This window comes from Nitrosococcus halophilus Nc 4 (genome assembly GCF_000024725.1).
Classification (GTDB): Bacteria; Pseudomonadota; Gammaproteobacteria; order Nitrosococcales; family Nitrosococcaceae; genus Nitrosococcus; species Nitrosococcus halophilus.
Genome location: NC_013960.1, coordinates 1,577,137 through 1,593,980, shown reverse-complemented (window position 1 = coordinate 1,593,980; position 16,844 = coordinate 1,577,137). Strand labels below are relative to the sequence as shown.

Below are 16,844 nucleotides of genomic sequence, written 5' to 3'. Positions count from 1 at the left end.
TAAAAATAATGCCTACTTGGACACAGAAGCGGCAAACTCTAGAAATAGTAAATGAAGTGCAAACCAAGGTGTCGAGGTATTTGCTCACCATCACTTTAATCAATGCGGGGCTAGGCGTTGTGGTAGGTACAACCATGTATTTTGTTGATCTTCCTAATGCGTTACTCTGGGGGGTCTTAGCAGGATCATTTAATTTTATCCCTTATTTAGGGCCTTTAGGGGTTCTTATAATCCTCACAGGTGTAGCCATTTTATCTTTTGAGGAACTTAACCAAATTCTTCTAGTACCAGGAGTGTTTTTATTCCTAACTACACTCGAAGGGCAATTGATTACACCCCTAATTCTCGGTCGCAGTCTTTCTTTAAACCCCCTAATGATCTTCTTAGGGATTGCGTTTGGAATATGGTTTTGGGGGATTCTTGGTGCCTTTATTGCCGTACCTTTATTAGTAATTACAAAAATCATTTGCGACCATATCCCTTCCCTTACGCCAGTAAATGAGTTTTTTGCTAGATCTTGGTTAAGTTGAACATATCCATTGACATACCCCATACCCGGCTGATTTCGCGCCAAGCGGAACTAGCCTTGCTAACTACTCTCGCCTATCCAAGTGAGCAGAGAAGGGCAAATGCGGTACGATACACTTTAATCGGATTCTCCATCACTCAAGCGATGCTCATAGGGTTTACTCGGAGATATTTCTTCAATACCTGTATCCTCCGGTGTATCCTTTTCTAAACCCAATTCTTTAGCTGTAGCTTCTACCTCGGTTTCCTCCGCCTCCTTCCCTGGTTGTATGGAGTGACTAAACTTGATAAGAGCTACGAAAAGTATCCCTCCAACCGCGTTTCCCAATGTGGCCCACAACAGAAAGTGCCCAAAATCACTAAAACTGATCCCCTGACCGGCAAAAATGCCCGCTAATACTTCTACTGTTCATAAGATACAGTGGGGTAAGTGCCCTAGACCAATAGCGGACGTGACTAACCATACGATAAAAATTTGGCTTATGGTATCAGTAGTAGCTTTCACCAGCCATGAGAGAAGCCCCATTAACCAACCTGCCAGGATTCCACTAAGCAGGAGCACCGCCCCGTTATGCTGCACTAGCTCTCGAGCAATGTGTCCGTACGCCTCCGGTGAAACTACCCCTAGCCCAGGACCAACTAGAGTGGTAAGGGAAGCGAACATTGCCGCACCCACGAGGTTTGAAAAGTAAATCAGGACCCACAGCCGTAGCAGAGCAATTACTGTCACCTGCTTAGCTAACACGGGAAAAACAGTCTGCAATTATTTGCTCAGTAGCGCCACGACCAATCCCCACACCCAAAGCTTCCCGATTTGAAAGACCACATCCATATGCTGGCAGCCCCTAAGGACCTGATCGCAAATCAATCCCTTGTCCCTAGCCACGCTACGTGGCTACCTAAACATAAAACGCTATTGTTGTAATAATGCTACATATGGTGGTCTATTTTTTTAATAAAACTGGCATTATGGTTGTAATTCTGCTACACAATGTGTGTTCCTTCAACAAAATAGAGAGGAAACTTTATGAAGATTAAACAAATTGCATTAGTATTAAGCATGATTTTTTCTTTCTTTTATTTCCCCGGTGCCAGCTATGCTGAGCAAGAAACCGGGGACCGAGAGTTGATCCTATCAGGCTCGGGTATTAGTAGTAGTGGTTTTGATACCACAAGTGTGGCAGTAGACGCTCAGTTTGGCCAATTTTGGAGCAAGGCACTGGAGTTTGGGTTTCGGCAAAATGTAGGTTTTGCAGACACGGAAGAGACTTCACGTCTTAACGGTGCAACCCGAATATTTAGCGATTACCACTTTGACTTTAACGCCTGGCAACCCTTCATCGGCGCAAGCTTGGGCGTTCAATACGGCGCCGGGGTTAGCGATGCATTCATCATTGGTCCAGAAATCGGGGTAAAGTACTATGTGAAGGAAAAGACTTTCATTACTGGACGGGTCTCCTATCTATTTGATGTAGATGAAGACGTAGATGACGGCTCTACTTTCTATACATTAGGAATTGGTTTCAATTTTTAGTTTCTCTATTAATATTAGTCTGGGTCACAAGCAAGTGGCCCAGGCAGCTTACATTCAGATTCAAAAAAGACGATATTCAGCACGAACACATAAGCGCCAGCCCCATACCCTTGAGCTCCACAGCTACAAACTCCTTCCTGCTTCATTTTCCTTACTGTCAGACAGACTATAGCGATTGACTGAGAAATAGCTAGAAACACCGCAAAAAAATAGTCTAGGGTTTGCGAGGCCCTGGTATTACCGACTACACTATGTTTTTCAACTGGAAAGACCTTTTCTCAACCTAATTGCCATTCTTAAAATAGTTGCATAAACCTGTCAGGAGAAAGCGATGGCCGAACGGTACGTCAGATGGTTAGAAAACCTGGGCTCTAACGATGTCCCCTTGGTGGGGGGCAAAAATGCCTCTTTGGGAGAAATGATCCAGCATCTCCGGGAAACAGGCATTCGGGTCCCTGAGGGTTTTGCAACCACGGCCCAGGCTTATTGGGATTTCCTAGAAGCTAACCAGCTTAAGGAGAGAATCGCTCAGCAGCTTGAAGAACTTAGGAAGGATCAACAGAAATTAGCAAAGGTCGGAAAAACCATACGAGAGTGGTTCTATGAATCCGACTTCCCTCCTTCCCTTGCCCAGGCCATTACCCACGCCTATAGTCAATTAGCGAGTCAAATCGGTCATCAAAATCCTGATGTGGCAGTGCGTAGCAGCGCCACGGCCGAAGATCTCCCGGAAGCCAGCTTCGCCGGCCAACAGGAAACCTTCCTCAATATCAGTGGAGAAAATAGCCTGATCGATGCCTGCCGGCGCTGTTTTGCCTCCCTATTTACCGACCGAGCCATCATTTACCGGGAAAATCACGGCTTTGACCACCTAAAAGTCGCCCTTTCAGTCGGTGTCCAGAGAATGGTCCGCTCCGATCAGGCCGGTGCTGGAGTGATGTTTTCCATTGACACGGAGAGCGGATTTCCCGATGCGGTACTGATCAATGCTGCCTGGGGGCTTGGTGAGAGCGTGGTGCAGGGGATGGTGGATCCCGACGAGTATATGGTCTTTAAGCCCTTACTAAAAAAACCATCTTGTTGCCCCATTATCAAGAAAAAAATAGGCAAAAAAGCCCAAAAGATCGTCTATTCTACAAAGGACGGGGAACCAACGAAAATCCTCGATACCCCTGCGGAAGAGCGCCCTTATCCCGTATTACAGGATACAGAAATTCTCACCCTGGCTCGATGGGCCGCCGCTATCGAAGACCATTACGGCCTTCCCATGGATATTGAGTGGGCCAAAGATGGTCTCACCGAAGAGCTTTTTATTGTCCAGGCCCGCCCAGAAACCGTTCAATCCCGCAAAAAAGCCTCTTTGCTCAAGACCTATACCTTAAAACAAAAGGGAAAACATTTACTCAGCGGGCTCAGTATTGGCAATGCCATCGCAGCAGGCAAGGTCTGCAAATTGCTTAGTGCCTCTGAGATTGATCGTTTCGAAGAAAATGCGGTGCTAGTCACCGAAATGACCGATCCGGATTGGGTCCCCATCATGAAACGGGCCGCCGCCATTGTGACCAATCATGGAGGGCGTACTTCCCATGCTGCTATTGTCAGCCGGGAATTGGGCCTTCCCGCCATTGTCGGGACTGGGAACGGCACAGAGATGTTGCAAGACGGCCAAGAAATTACCGTCTCCTGTGCCGAAGGAGATGAAGGCTTTATCTACGAAGGCATTGCCGATTACGAAACCCAAGATCTTTCCTTAGAAGAAATTCCCAAAACCCGAACCCAAGTGATGCTTAACCTGGCTCATCCAGCGGGAGCACTTCGCTGGTGGCCACTGCCAAGCGATGGGGTAGGACTGGCCCGGATGGAGTTCATTATTAATAACATCATCAAGATCCATCCTATGGCCCTGATAAGGTGGAATGAACTGGAAGATCAGGAAGCTCGCCAAAAAATTGATGAGTTAACGGCGACCTGGGAAGATAAAACCCAGTATTTTGTGGATACCTTGGCCCATGGAATCGCCCGGATTGCCGCTTCCCAATATCCCAAGCCTGTCATCGTACGCATGAGCGATTTTAAAACTAACGAATATGCGGAATTAATTGGCGGCCGTGCCTTTGAGCCCAAAGAACCCAACCCCATGCTCGGGTGGCGGGGAGCGAGCCGCTACTATAACGAAGGGTACCGGGAGGGATTTGCGTTGGAGTGCCGGGCCATTCGAAAGGCCCGGGAAGAAATTGGGCTGGACAACATCATTATCATGATTCCCTTCTGCCGGACTCCAGCAGAGGCAGACAAGGTCTTGGAAGTCCTGGCGGAAAACGGGTTAACCCGAGGGGAACAAGGGCTTCAAGTTTATGTCATGTGCGAGATTCCCTCTAATGTGATCCTAGCCCGTCAATTTGCGGACCGCTTCGATGGATTTTCCATTGGTAGCAATGATCTGACCCAACTGGTTTTGGGAGTGGATCGGGATTCGAATCGGCTCGCCCCCCTCTTTAACGAGCAAGATGAGGCTGTCAAGGAAATGATTGCCACCGTGATTCGCTATGCCCATGAGAAGCAGCGCAAGGTAGGACTTTGCGGCCAGGCCCCAAGTGACTATCCGGAATTTGCCCGTTTTCTAGTAGAGGCAAATATTGATTCCATTTCTGTCAATCCGGATAGCTTCGTTAATGTCAAACAACAAATCGCCGCCGCTGAAGGCAAAAAGGGTTAGTCGCGATAGCAGGAAGCGCCCTTTGCAGTAAAGGGCGCTCCTATCGAATCCCCTCCTGAGAAACCGCAAAACCCTCTTAGACATCTCCAACCCTAAGTCTCTCGGCAAAAAATTTAAGAAGAATGCGGTCGGTTTAGCGTGGGTCAATCGCCCCTACAAGCCGACAAGTAGCGTGCGCTATGCGCACGAGGGGAAATCTGGTCTATTATTTTTATTATACCAATTTAACAAAAGAATGCAATTTATTAAGGTTGTAAGTGTTTGTTTAAATTAGACCTATACAGTGCAAAATTATATGAAATTGGTACTAAAATGTTTCTTTCAGATTATGAGCCCCTTAAAAAACTCTGCAAACTCTTTATTTATAACGCCGGAAAAACTTGGACAAGGGGGAAAAGACAATGAAACCCGATGAAAAAAAGATGGTATTGAGCACCACGGATACTGCCAATGCACAAAAAGCATACAACGCCGTGGTGGGAGATTTTCTAGATCCCCAGAAGCAACTAGCCAATGTGGTCGGCATGGGAATAGGTGTTAAATGGACCAAGGGAGAGCCAACGGGAAAACCCGCCTTGGTGGTGCTGGTCACCCAGAAGTTAGCAAAGAGTGAGCTGAGCCCCTCTAACCTGGTTCCCAATAAACTCCAGGAGTTTCAAACCGACGTCCTTGACATAGGATACCCTTTAGCAGGCCAGACAGAGACGGGTACTCAGACCTTGGCGAGCCGAGTTCGTCCAGCAAAGGGGGGCTATAGTGTGGGACATAAAGGTATTACGGCGGGCACTATCGCCACCTGTGTCTATGAGATCCTGCCGGAGGGCAGCGTCAGCCCGCCACGCCATGGGATTGGTATTCCCTCCAATTACTACCTCCTCAGCAATAACCATGTGTTAGCCAATAGCAATGCCGCCTCTCTAGGTGATTCCATTCTTCAGCCTGGTCCTTACGATGGAGGAGCGGATCCTGCAGATCGCATTGGGGCTTTAAGCCGCTTTATCCCTATCACCTTTGAGCCTACCATGCCTCGGCGAGACCACAACAACCTTGTGGATGCAGCCATTGCGCAAGTAGCGTTTCATGAGGGAGATCGGGAGATTTACTGGATTGGCAACGTCCGAGGCTGGCGCCAGAAGCGTGATGTGACAGTGGGCATGCCGGTAAAAAAGACGGGCCGTACCACTCATTTCACCGTGGGCAGAATAACAGCGATAAACGCCACTGTTGACGTCGGTTATGGCGGTGGCAAAGTCGCCCGATTCAAAGACCAGATCATCACCACTCCCATGTCTGCAGGCGGCGATTCCGGTTCTTTGGTGACAACCCTGGATAACATTGCAGTCGGTTTACTCTTTGCAGGTTCCTCAACAGCCACGATTGCTAACCAGATTGAGAATGTGCGTTCACTGCTGAGAGTAGAGGTGGCAGAACAAATACTGTGAAATACTAAAGAGTACTTTAAATATGACTTAGAATCTGTTGCAACCCCCCTTTTTAAGTAGGGTGGGTGAAGGCGTGTTAGCGCCGTACCCACCAAAATTTAAACGCTTAATAGTAAGACTATCTTTCGGCCTTGATTTGCCCTTCGCTGAAAACAAAGTTTTCCAATAGCTTCTTAGGCATGAGTATGCGTAAACTACTCAGGAAAATAAATACTACCTTGGTGGTGCTCTTGATCATTCTTAGCTTCGATTATGGCAATCTCCTATTTTCTTCGGAGGATATTGCAGCGGTCAAAAACCGGCATGAGACTTGGATTATGAATCTTCCCGGTGTAGTGGGAACCGCAATCGGAGACTGTCAAGGAAGCCCTTGCATCAAAGTCTATATCAAAGAGAAAAATCCGGAACTAGAACGGCAGATACCTAAACAACTTGAAGGGTTTAAACTGGATATAGAAGTGATCGGTCCCATCAAAATTCTACCGAATTAAAATTTTTCAACCACCTTTCTCGATATCAATTTTTTGAATATGGAGGTAAAGAAAATGGGCCTTGAAGCCCTCATAAAAAAGCATGAAGATCAACTCATGGGATTACCCAATGTCACGGCTATCGGTATCGGAAAAAAATCAGGAAAAGACGTTATCAAAGTCTTCGTAACACATAAGGTTCCAGAAGCTACTTTACAGCCCCAGGAGATCATTCCCAAGACATTGGAAGGATATGAGACTGACGTGGAAGAAAGTGGCATCATTATAGCCCAATCTGATCCTAGTGCCTGACCAAAAGGATCATGCGATGGATGTACCAGAGCGGCAAGGTCCTGCCTTACCTCTTTCGGGGGTGGTGCTCTTATTGGCGATTATTAGCGCAATCATCTACCAAGAGAGACCCTTAAAAGGCTCACGCCCAACTTCAGAATTTCAGGAAGAAACAGCTGTCTACGGGATTGAAGATGTACCGGCTCGTCTCTGGCAAGATCCCTTTGCTGCGGTAAAACGTAATCCTATCCGCCAGGATGACACTTATCAATCAGAGGAGATCTCACCCTGTCAGTTTGATAAACCCATTCATCGACATACCCTTTCCGAACTTCAGTGCCAGATTCAAAAAGAAAGGCAAGCTGCTGCTACCTCGGTTCCTCCCATCGTGATGGCAGTGATGGTATTCGGCGGTCCCTATGCCGAAAGCAGTGAATGGCGGTTGCGTAGCCGCTATGCAGTCGTCTCCGCCCTAGGCAGAGCGGATTATGTTCCCAAGGATTCGGAACACATTGGTTTCGTAGATTTACTGAAAGATCACCATTGCTCAAAAACCTCTATGGAAGATTGCCCTGCAGCCAAGCTTCCACGGATTATCCCCTATGAGTGGTTTCATTCTGTTGACAAGGGGAAGAGTTCCCCTCTACTAGTACTTTGGCTTGATGATAATGCTTTCAGCGAAACCCCCTTAAAAAAATTAATTACCCTAAGATACCTTCTCCAAGCGGAAGGTAATCAAAAGCTCCATTTCAAAATCCTAGGGCCAGCAGGTTCCACCAATCTGCTCGCCATGGTCAAAGAGCTTGAGAATTTTTTGTGGCCAAAAACTTCTGTTGACACCAACCACAGTCCTTCTCAAGAAAATACACCGAAAGATACGATAAAATCACCAGCGCAACCCGAGAACTCAGAACAGTTCACTGATAACCCCCTTAAGGACGCCTTCGAGATCTATTCCTCTTCTGCAACCGTTTCAGCAGGCATTGCAAATAAGCCTTTTTCAATGCTTGAAGTCAAGGAACCCCTTACCCATCAATTTCAACGCATTGGAATAGAGTTTTATCGGACAATCAATAACGACTGGGACCTTGCCCTAGAGCTGATCTGCGAATTAGATCGTCGAGGAATCAATGCTGTTTGTGGTCCCGAGGAAAATGACTGCCAAGCAATGCTCAATGAGCAATGCAAGATAGGAAATAAGCTTGATTTTACAACTTCAGACAATAACAAAGGCACCCCTAGCATACACCCAGACCACATTATATTAATTGCTGAATGGGACACGTTCTATGGACGATCCCTCCCCAAGTCCTTTGAATGTGCGGTTAAGGATTGGCATTCTCATCTAGTCACAAAGACATCATTAGAAAAATTACCCGCCAATAAGAATTGCGAAACACAGTGGATCCATCGGTTTAGTTATCTCCGTGGCATCGATGGACAACTCTCCGGCAAGGGTGACTCAAAAGACGCAAAAACTTCTCAATCATCTGAAAAAAATAACCAAACTAGAAAGGTTGCTATTGATAGGGAAAAGCAAATTGAACAAATTGAGCGGCCAGTGGGAAGAGGTCAATTCGACTATTTACATAGACTTTCTCGGCAAATTCACAGACTCCAAGAGAAATTACAACAGGACAATGAAGAGATCAAAGCCATCGGCGTCTTGGGCAGTGACGTTTACGATAAACTCTTAATATTGCAGGCCCTTAAAAATCGCTTTCCAAATGCAATCTTTTTCACTACCGATCTCGATGCCCGCCTCTTTCATCCTGCCGAGTATGAATGGACCAGAAATTTGGTTGTGGCCTCCGGTTTTGGCTTGCAATTAAACCCGGAATTGCAGCGAGATATTCCTCCTTTTAGGAGTGCTTACCAGACTTCACTGTTTTATGCCTCCTTGCTGGCTATCACCCATGATCATCCTGACCGCCAGGATCTTTTCAAAAAACTCCTCGGGCCTGGCCATGAGCAGCTTAACCAAGCAAGACTACAACAATTATTCAAACCTCGAATTTTTGAGATCGGCTATAGTGGCCCTGTAGATCTTAGCGTGCAAGATTCTCACTTACATATGCCACGGGAAAACCCCTTTAATCAAACCCGCTCCGGATTTGGCATGGCCGTCTTAGTGCTGTTGCTACTTCTGTTATATTTATCTAGCGATCCGGTCGCAGATGGGGTTAATGCTGTTTTTAAGGGCTTCAAAGCCCATCCTGTCAGTTCCTTCCTCGGCTTTATTCTAGTGGCCGCATTCATCGCCGCCCTTATATTCTGGCTGGTACCCACTATCCTTAAGGAGGATTGGTGGCGGGCAGAAGATCCAATACAGTGGTTTGAGGGAATCAGTATTTGGCCCAGCGAACTACTTAGAACCACTGCGGCTCTACTCGCCCTCCTTTTTATCCGCAAAGCCTCGCATGATATCCAAAATAATCATAAGAACCTAGCCCAATCATTTTTTTTACCAGAACAATCCAACGATCTACTTACCAAAAATATCTTTAAGAAGACCTGGGCGGGGATTTTAGTTCATCGATGGAGGCAAGATGACACTTCAAACCAACGAGATGTGGGTACCCTCTGGCAAGAATACCTTGCCCTTAGCGCCAAAGGGCCCCGCCTAACCCGGGTCGTGCTCTATGTGCTTCTGTTTCTTGGATTTGGCTTTCTATTAATGGAACTGCTTGGACAGCCGAATCATCCCTATCGAGGGGATTTCAGTCGCTGGGCTGAATATTCAATCTTAGCATTCAGTGTTGGCCTCATGTTATTCCTCGTATTTTGGGTAGTGGATGCCACCCGTCTATGCGCCAAATTTATCGAGCAACTCTCCACTATGGAACTCCCCTGGAATTGGGAAAAGCTAGCGTTGCTTTCCCAAAAGCATAATACCCCTGAGGATTACCTTGGACCGGCGCTCAAAATCCGATTAGTGGCAGACCAAACCATCGTAATTTCACAGCTCATCATCTATCCTTTTATTATCTTGGCCATCATGATTGTATCCCGCCTTTCCTATTTCGATAATTGGACCATTCCCCTTGGGCTGATTATTATTTTTACGCTTTTATTCATCTATGCCCTTGCCTGCGGCATCACCCTGGAGCGGGCAGCAGAAAACGCCCGTTCTCAAATTAAGGGCTGGCTCACTGAGAAACAGATTAGCGTTAAAGGAGATCCTGACGCTCCTGATTATTACAGCGAGCAAATACAACTTCTTATCGAGGATCTCAAGAATATTCGCAGAGGCGCCTATGTGCCCTTTATTCGACAGCCCGTGGTCAGGGCTGTTTTATTGCCTTTTGGCGGAGTGGGGGGAATTGCATTGATTGATTATCTCTTCAGCATCTTTGGATAATCCCCTTTTACCCCCTTTTAAAGTCGGGTAGGTTAAGGCGTGTTAGCGCCATACCGCCCTACCCACCAAAATTTAAACTACCCCACCAACTGCTGATAAAGCATGGGCAGGGCCTGGGGAAGACAATCAGGCCGAGCCACAATGGCATAGCCCCCACGGCCAAACAAATAGGGAAAGTAATCCTGGGCCTTACGATCAATGGTAATGCCAAAGACGGCTAACCCTGCTCGGCGAGCTTCCAGAATCGCCTGCCGGGTGTCTTCGATACCGTAGCGGCCTTCATAGTGATCCAGATCATTGGGTTTGCCATCACTTAACAAAAGTAAAAGACGGTGCCGCTCGGGACGTAGAGCCAACTGCTGCTGGATATGGCGCAAAGCCGCCCCCATGCGGGTGTAGTAGCCGGGGCGCAAAGCCGCGATGCGCCGCAACACTTGGCTGCTGAAGGGGGCCGCAAAATCCTTGACCGTGGCAACCCGGACAAAATGCCGCTTGCGCGAGGTAAAAGTATAAATCGCAAAGGCATCCCCACAGGTGGCTAAGCCAGAGGCCATGGCGGTCAGGGCCTCTTTTTCCACCTCAAGGACCTGACGGTTATCGACCCAACTGTCGGTAGACAAGGAAACATCCACCAGCATGGCCACAGCCAAATCCCGGGCCTGCTGGCGCGCAGAGAGATATACTCGATCGGAGCCACTGCCGCTGGCCACTAAATCACAGTGGGCCCGCACCAAGGCATCCATATCGGGCTCGGTGCCATCAAGCTGGCGGCGCAAGCGCTCACGCTTGGGACGCAATGCCTCGAATTGGCGCCGGATCCGGCGAAGACGGCGTCTGGCTTGGAGATTAGGCTCCCACAGCTCCCCCTCCTCCCCAGCCACCTGGGAAACGACTCGGCAGTGATCCTCGTGGTAGCTCTGACGGCGGTAGTCCCACTCCGGATAGGCAAGCTCAGCAATTAAGGCGGAGGGATCCACATCATTGGGGGCCAGATCCAGATCAAACTTGAGTTTAGTAGCCGCCCGCCGCTGATGGGAACCCAGGGCCAACTCCTCCATGGTATCGGCAACCTCCTTCGCGGCATCTTCATCCTCATCTTCCACCGCCCGGTTAACATTGACCATCTCAGCCCAACTGATAAGCTTCTCAAAGCGATTCAACAACAGGGGATCGTCACGCTCGCTTTGCTCATACTTTCCCCGCTGGGCCTGCCTTCGACGGCTATCCTCCCCCTCCTGGTGGCTGCTGCCATCGGCCTGTTCGGAAGGACTTGATGAAGCGCCTGGGGATTTGAAGTCCCCATTAATTTCTCCCCATAGGGGCACAGGAAGAAAGGGATGATAGCCCTTGGAAGCACGCCAACTACTGAAATCGGGCTCCGGCGCCATGGCAGCCGCCAGAAACGCGTTGCCCAGGGGATTTGAGCACTTAGCCCCCAGTAGGGCTAGGATCACCGCTTCCACGGCTTGCTCTTGGGGGGGTAAGGACCGTTGTGGCCGCAATTCCCTCAGCGCCGCGCAGAGTATCTGGTAGCTCTGCGCCAATCCGGGATAGCGACGGCAGACTCTGAGGCTGGTCCCATAGGCCTGATGTAAAAAGGCCAGATCCGCCTGGAGTGGATCCGACGGGGGCTGACCAGAAGACTCCTCTGCTAAAGCAAAAAAAGCGGCCAACCAGAAGTAAAGGCGCCGGTTGAGGGAAGCTGATGGAAAGCAGCCAATAGCAGCGGGTAGCAGCAACCGCTCAGGATTGCGCGCTGCCTGTGGCAGGCGCTCTTGATCGAGCCCCAAGCGCTGCCGCAGCCCCAGGCGATGCCCCGAGGACTGGGGCAACCCCGCCGCCAGCTCCAACCCTGGCGTCCCTCCCAGCCCCCGGAAGAAAACACTCAGGGAGGCACGAACTGAATCCAGGGTCACCGCAGCCTCTGGATGATAAGGATAGCTGGCTGCCTGCCCCACAAGCCGGTGCCAATAGCGGCCAATCTGCTCTTCCAGCTCCAGAAATTGCCACATGGGGACTAGCCGTAGGTAGCTCGGATCAGTTCCAACAGTCCTTCCTTGACCTCAGTCTCATCGCAAAGGGGTTCTACCAGGGCCACCTGGGCCGCTTGAAAAGGATCTAGCCCTTCCCCCATTAAAATGGCGCAGTAAACCAATAGCCGGGTAGAGACTACTTCCTCCAGATCCACCCCCTTCAATCCCCGCAACCCGTTTGCCAAGTTAATAAGAGGAATACAGCGCTCCCGGGGAAGACCGCTTTCACTAGCAACGATTTCCACTTCCACCTCCGGGGGAGGAAAATCAAAACTCAGGGCCACAAAACGCTGGCGAGTGCTGGGTTTTAGGGATTTGAGGATATTCTGATAGCCCGGATTATAAGAAACCACCAGCATAAACCCCTCAGGCGCCTTCAAAGTCTCCCCGGTCCGCTCCAATGGCAGGATGCGGCGATCATCGGTGAGGGGATGGAGCACCACGGTGACATCCTTACGGGCCTCCACAATCTCATCCAGATAGCAGATCCCCCCTTCCCGGATAGCCCGTGTCAACGGTCCATCGACCCAGACGGTCTCCCCTCCCTTAAGGAGATAACGGCCGGTGAGATCGGCCGCCGTCAAATCATCGTGGCAAGAAACCGTAAATAGGGGGCGGCCCAATTGGGCCGCCATATGGGCCACAAATCGGGTTTTGCCACAGCCCGTGGGCCCCTTAAGCAAAAGGGGAAGCCGATGGCGATAAGCGGCCTCAAACAAGGCACACTCATTGCCAACGGGGAGATAAAAGGGGACCTCTTCGGCCGAGTGAGGCGTTTGAAACCCCTGGGGGGAACAGGAAATATTCACTGTCCCTGCCTCTATTTAGCGGTCGGTTGGGCTTTCAGGGATGCCATCATCTGCTCCCGGACAGGGCCTAGCGCTGCAAAGACATAAAGCAAGGCGCCGATAACAAAAAAGGCGCCCGCGCCCAAACGCAACCAATAGAAAAGACTGATTTGCTGCTGAATCTCCATAAACCCCATGCCGAGCACTCGCTGGAGATGAGTCTGAACTACCCCGGCAAAGGTGAGGGTAAAGGTCATAAAAGCCATGGCCCCAGTCATGATCCAAAAGCTCCACATATTTAGAATCTGGTTGAAGGGCTGCAGACCCCGCAGAGCCGGTAAAGCATAGGTAAAGAAGGCCAAATTCAACATGACATAGGCCCCATAGAAAGCCAAGTGCCCATGGGCAGCAGTCACCTGGGTGCCATGGCTATAGAAGTTGACCGGTGAGAAACTGTGCATAAGCCCCCACACCCCGGCGCCAAAGAAAGCCATCACGGGACATCCTAGGCTCCAAAGCATGGCAGCTTTGTTCGGATGGTCACGCCCGCTTCGGTAAACCAGATAAAAAGCCCACAGCACCATAGCGAAGAAGGGAAGCACCTCCAGTACCGAGAACAAGCCGCCTATCCATAGCCAATAGCTAGGGGTACCAATCCAATAATAGTGATGGCCGGTGCCCAAAAGGCCACTCACGATGGAAAGGCCCACAATCACATAAAGCCATTTTTCAATGACCTCACGGTCCACGCCGGTCAACTTGATGAGGAGAAAAGCCAGCATCGAGGCCATGATGAGTTCCCACACCCCTTCGACCCAGACATGCACGACCCACCACCAATACATTTTATCGAGAGCTAAGTTACTAGGGTTATAAAAAGCAAAGAGAAAGAATAAGGCGGCGCCCCACAGCCCTATGAGCAAAACAGTGGAAACCACGGTTTTTCGTCCCTTCAGCACGGTCAGGGTCACGTTATAGAGAAACAACAGAAAGGCAACCACCAAGAGAATCTTGATCCAGAGGGGCTGCTCTAGGAATTCACGACCTTCGTGGATGCGAAAAAGGTAGCCAACCACTGCCGCTAAAGCCGCAAAGACAAAGATCCCGAGCTGTAACCAAGCCACCTTCGGGCTATGGATCTCATGCTCACTTTCCTCGGGTATCAGAAAATAGCTGGCCCCGAAATAGCCGAGCAAGAGCCATACCAACAGGGCGTTGGTGTGGATCATCCGGATGATATGGAAAGGGACCGACTCCGAGAGAAAATTCGGGAAGACATAAACACTACCGGCTAGCACGCCCGCCATGACCTGCACGAGAAATAAGGCCAAAGCGGCTATAAAATAGGGATAGGCAAGTTTCTGGGTCTGATATTTCATTAGGAAACTCCTTAGTCAATTAGCCGGCAACATTCGGGGGCCAACCCAGGGTATCGATACGGCTGGTCCATTCGAGAAAATCAATCAAATCGTCCAATTCCTGCTCAGTCAGGTTAAACTGGGGCATTTGGCGTCGCCCTTCAATCCCCAAGGGCTGCGCCCGCATCCAGGCTTTAAGGGCCGCCCGCGCTCCCGCCGGGTCCTCGCGCCCCCCATAGCGAACCCAGACATTGCCCAGCTCCGGCGCAAAATAAGCGCCTTCACCCAGCAGGGTATGGCAATTAATGCACGCATGGCGTTCCCATACATGTTTGCCCCGAGCAACCGCTTCCGTCAGCGTTGATTCATCCGTTGAGGTATTTTTAATATACAGGTGGCTGTGTATGGTCAGAATCACAAAAACCCCTAGAAAGAAAAAGGAGCCGCCGTAGAAAATATTGCGTGCGGCTGACTTGGTTAAACGCTCTGCCATGATTCCCCCTTTTGCTCCTGAGTCTTGGTCTTCAAAGTTAAAAAAGTTCTTTACACATAGGATACATTAAGGCGTATTCTTAGCTGGGTAGCAGCCATACCCACTCAAAAACGAGAAGCGGTCAAGGCCACGTCGGCATATTGCCAAGCGTCTTCAAAACGCTTTTGCACCGCTGCCGCCGCTTCGGTTTGGCCCTGTTCACGGAGGCTTTGGGCCAGTCCAAAGAGGGACCAACCATTATGGGGATATTGTTTCAAATCTTCCCGGTAAACGGCTTCCGCCTCTGCTGCCCGGCCCGCCTCCAGTAATGCCGCGCCAAGATGATGGCGTACCGGGTAATACCAAGCCGGTGGCTCGATATATCTTAGATTATCCTGAATCCCCACCGCTTCCTTGAACTGGGCGATCATCTCCCCGGTCTGGCCCCGAACGCCCGCTAATTCTCCCGCCAAAATATGGGCTGCGATCTCCAGCAGGGTTGATCCGGATGAAGCGGACCAAAAAACCAATTGGGCCATGGCTGGAGTCTGACCGATTTCGATGAGTTGCTCATATTCTTGGGCCGCTGAGTCAAGTTGGCCAAGCTTGGTAAAAGCCATCCCCCGGGCCCAGTGCCACATTCCCCCGGTGTACTGGAGTGGGGCAGCCGGCTTAGGCTCACGGAGAATCTCGGCCCATTTTCCAAACCGCACCAAAGCATAAAGGGGCATGGGCCTGAACTCCTCCAATTGGGGGAAGGTTGGGTAGGTTTCCTCTGGGACGCTAGCCACCAGTTTGCGTGCCGCTTCCAAGGCCAACTGGCCATTGCCTTCCATCTGCGCGGCGGCAAAGAGAAAATGGATGTTGTGGGGGTAATAACCAAGGCGGTACAAACCCTGGGCACCCCGGTCAGGGATATATTGTTCATCCGTATGAATAGCATGTTCATTGGCCACCACCGCCTTATGGTAACGCCCCACCCGCCAGTAGATATGGGCCGGCATATGGACTAAATGGCCGGCACCCGGCGCTAATTGCCCTAACCGCTCCGCGCTGGGAAGTGCCCGCTCCGGCTCCGGTGAAGCCTCAACACTGTGAATATAATAATGATTGGCGCCAATATGGTTAGGATTGCGTTCCAACACCGACTCCAAGGTGGCCAGGATCTCCTTAGTGTAGATGGTCGGCTGTCCCTCCGGGGTCCAGTACTCCCAAGGAGTGAGATTCATAAGGGCCTCGGCGAACAGCACCGCCCCATCCAAATCATCAGGGTAACGGCGGGACAGTTCCCTCATGGCATCGGCATAGGCCTGATCCAGTGCCCCCCGGTCGGCAACCGGAGTGGGTCCATAGCGCTGCGCCAATGCCTGGATATAGGCTTGCTCCGCTTGGCTTGCCTTGGACGCCAACGCCAGGGCCTTTTGAACCGCTTCATAAGCTTCTGGGACCGCCCCCGCCTCCATGGGAGCATTAATATTCGGCCCCAGGGCGAGGGCAATACCCCAGTAGCACATGGCGCAATCGGGATCGAGCTTAGCGGCGTCCTTAAAGGAACGGATGGCCTCGGCATGGTTGAAGGCGAAAGTGAGGGTTAAGCCCTGATCAAAGTAACGCTGAACCAGGGAAGAAGAGGTGGTAATGGGATGATGATGATCGCCTAGATTATCAAGAAGGGGGGCAACATCCGCGGGAGGCTCCACCCCTGCCTCGCCTGCCGCCATGACCGGGGTAGCAGCGGCGCTTTCCTGGGAGGTATTATCAATTTTTGAGGTGGAGGATGGCTCACAAGCCATCAACAATAATAGGGTAATCGTCAAGAGCAACACTTTATCTAGCGATATGGGATTCACT

At 50.2% G+C, this 16,844-nt stretch carries 13 protein-coding genes; 7 read left to right on the top strand and 6 right to left on the bottom strand.

Features of this window, described 5'->3' with window-relative positions; all coding sequences use genetic code 11:
• Window positions 1-8 precede the first annotated feature (8 nt).
• Window positions 9-530: an AI-2E family transporter gene (locus tag NHAL_RS07615; protein WP_049780608.1), complete on the top strand. Its 522-nt coding sequence runs from the start codon at window positions 9-11 to the stop codon at window positions 528-530.
• Between the two features lie 407 nt (window positions 531-937).
• On the opposite strand, the gene NHAL_RS22430 is transcribed toward NHAL_RS07615, so the two are convergent.
• Window positions 938-1,273: a formate/nitrite transporter family protein gene (locus tag NHAL_RS22430; RefSeq protein ID WP_157862514.1), complete on the bottom strand. Its 336-nt coding sequence runs from the start codon at window positions 1,271-1,273 to the stop codon at window positions 938-940.
• Window positions 1,274-1,555: 282 nt separating this feature from the next.
• Between NHAL_RS22430 and NHAL_RS07605 the strand changes: the two genes are divergently transcribed.
• From NHAL_RS07605 to NHAL_RS07580, 6 genes are all read left to right on the top strand, one after another.
• Complete coding sequence (locus tag NHAL_RS07605) at window positions 1,556-2,062, top strand: hypothetical protein (RefSeq protein ID WP_013032590.1); 507 nt, start codon at window positions 1,556-1,558, stop codon at window positions 2,060-2,062.
• Between the two features lie 331 nt (window positions 2,063-2,393).
• Window positions 2,394-4,778: a phosphoenolpyruvate synthase gene (gene ppsA / locus NHAL_RS07600; RefSeq protein ID WP_013032589.1), complete on the top strand. Its 2,385-nt coding sequence runs from the start codon at window positions 2,394-2,396 to the stop codon at window positions 4,776-4,778.
• A gap of 401 nt (window positions 4,779-5,179) precedes the next feature.
• Window positions 5,180-6,220: a chymotrypsin family serine protease gene (locus NHAL_RS07595; RefSeq protein ID WP_013032588.1), complete on the top strand. Its 1,041-nt coding sequence runs from the start codon at window positions 5,180-5,182 to the stop codon at window positions 6,218-6,220.
• 185 nt (window positions 6,221-6,405) lie between these two features.
• Entirely contained in the window at window positions 6,406-6,711 is a 306-nt protein-coding gene (locus tag NHAL_RS07590) for a hypothetical protein (RefSeq protein ID WP_013032587.1), read from the top strand.
• Between the two features lie 54 nt (window positions 6,712-6,765).
• Complete coding sequence (locus tag NHAL_RS07585; RefSeq protein WP_013032586.1) at window positions 6,766-7,002, top strand: hypothetical protein; 237 nt, start codon at window positions 6,766-6,768, stop codon at window positions 7,000-7,002.
• Between the two features lie 16 nt (window positions 7,003-7,018).
• On the top strand, window positions 7,019-10,342 hold the full coding sequence (locus tag NHAL_RS07580) for a hypothetical protein (RefSeq protein WP_013032585.1): 3,324 nt from the start codon (window positions 7,019-7,021) through the stop codon (window positions 10,340-10,342).
• A gap of 77 nt (window positions 10,343-10,419) precedes the next feature.
• On the opposite strand, the gene NHAL_RS07575 is transcribed toward NHAL_RS07580, so the two are convergent.
• The 5 genes from NHAL_RS07575 to NHAL_RS07555 form a co-directional block, all read right to left on the bottom strand.
• The gene (locus NHAL_RS07575) at window positions 10,420-12,354 is read right to left on the bottom strand and encodes a nitric oxide reductase activation protein NorD (protein WP_013032584.1); all 1,935 of its coding nucleotides are present in this window, start codon (window positions 12,352-12,354) and stop codon (window positions 10,420-10,422) included.
• A gap of 5 nt (window positions 12,355-12,359) precedes the next feature.
• Window positions 12,360-13,184 carry a CbbQ/NirQ/NorQ/GpvN family protein gene (locus NHAL_RS07570; protein WP_013032583.1) on the bottom strand — a complete coding sequence of 275 codons (825 nt, stop codon included), beginning with the start codon at window positions 13,182-13,184 and terminating at the stop codon, window positions 12,360-12,362.
• Window positions 13,185-13,195: 11 nt separating this feature from the next.
• Entirely contained in the window at window positions 13,196-14,542 is a 1,347-nt protein-coding gene (locus tag NHAL_RS07565) for a cbb3-type cytochrome c oxidase subunit I (protein ID WP_013032582.1), read from the bottom strand.
• A gap of 19 nt (window positions 14,543-14,561) precedes the next feature.
• Entirely contained in the window at window positions 14,562-15,014 is a 453-nt protein-coding gene (locus NHAL_RS07560; protein WP_013032581.1) for a c-type cytochrome, read from the bottom strand.
• 104 nt (window positions 15,015-15,118) lie between these two features.
• On the bottom strand, window positions 15,119-16,843 hold the full coding sequence (locus NHAL_RS07555) for a tetratricopeptide repeat protein (protein WP_013032580.1): 1,725 nt from the start codon (window positions 16,841-16,843) through the stop codon (window positions 15,119-15,121).
• Between the last annotated feature and the right edge of the window lies 1 nt (window position 16,844).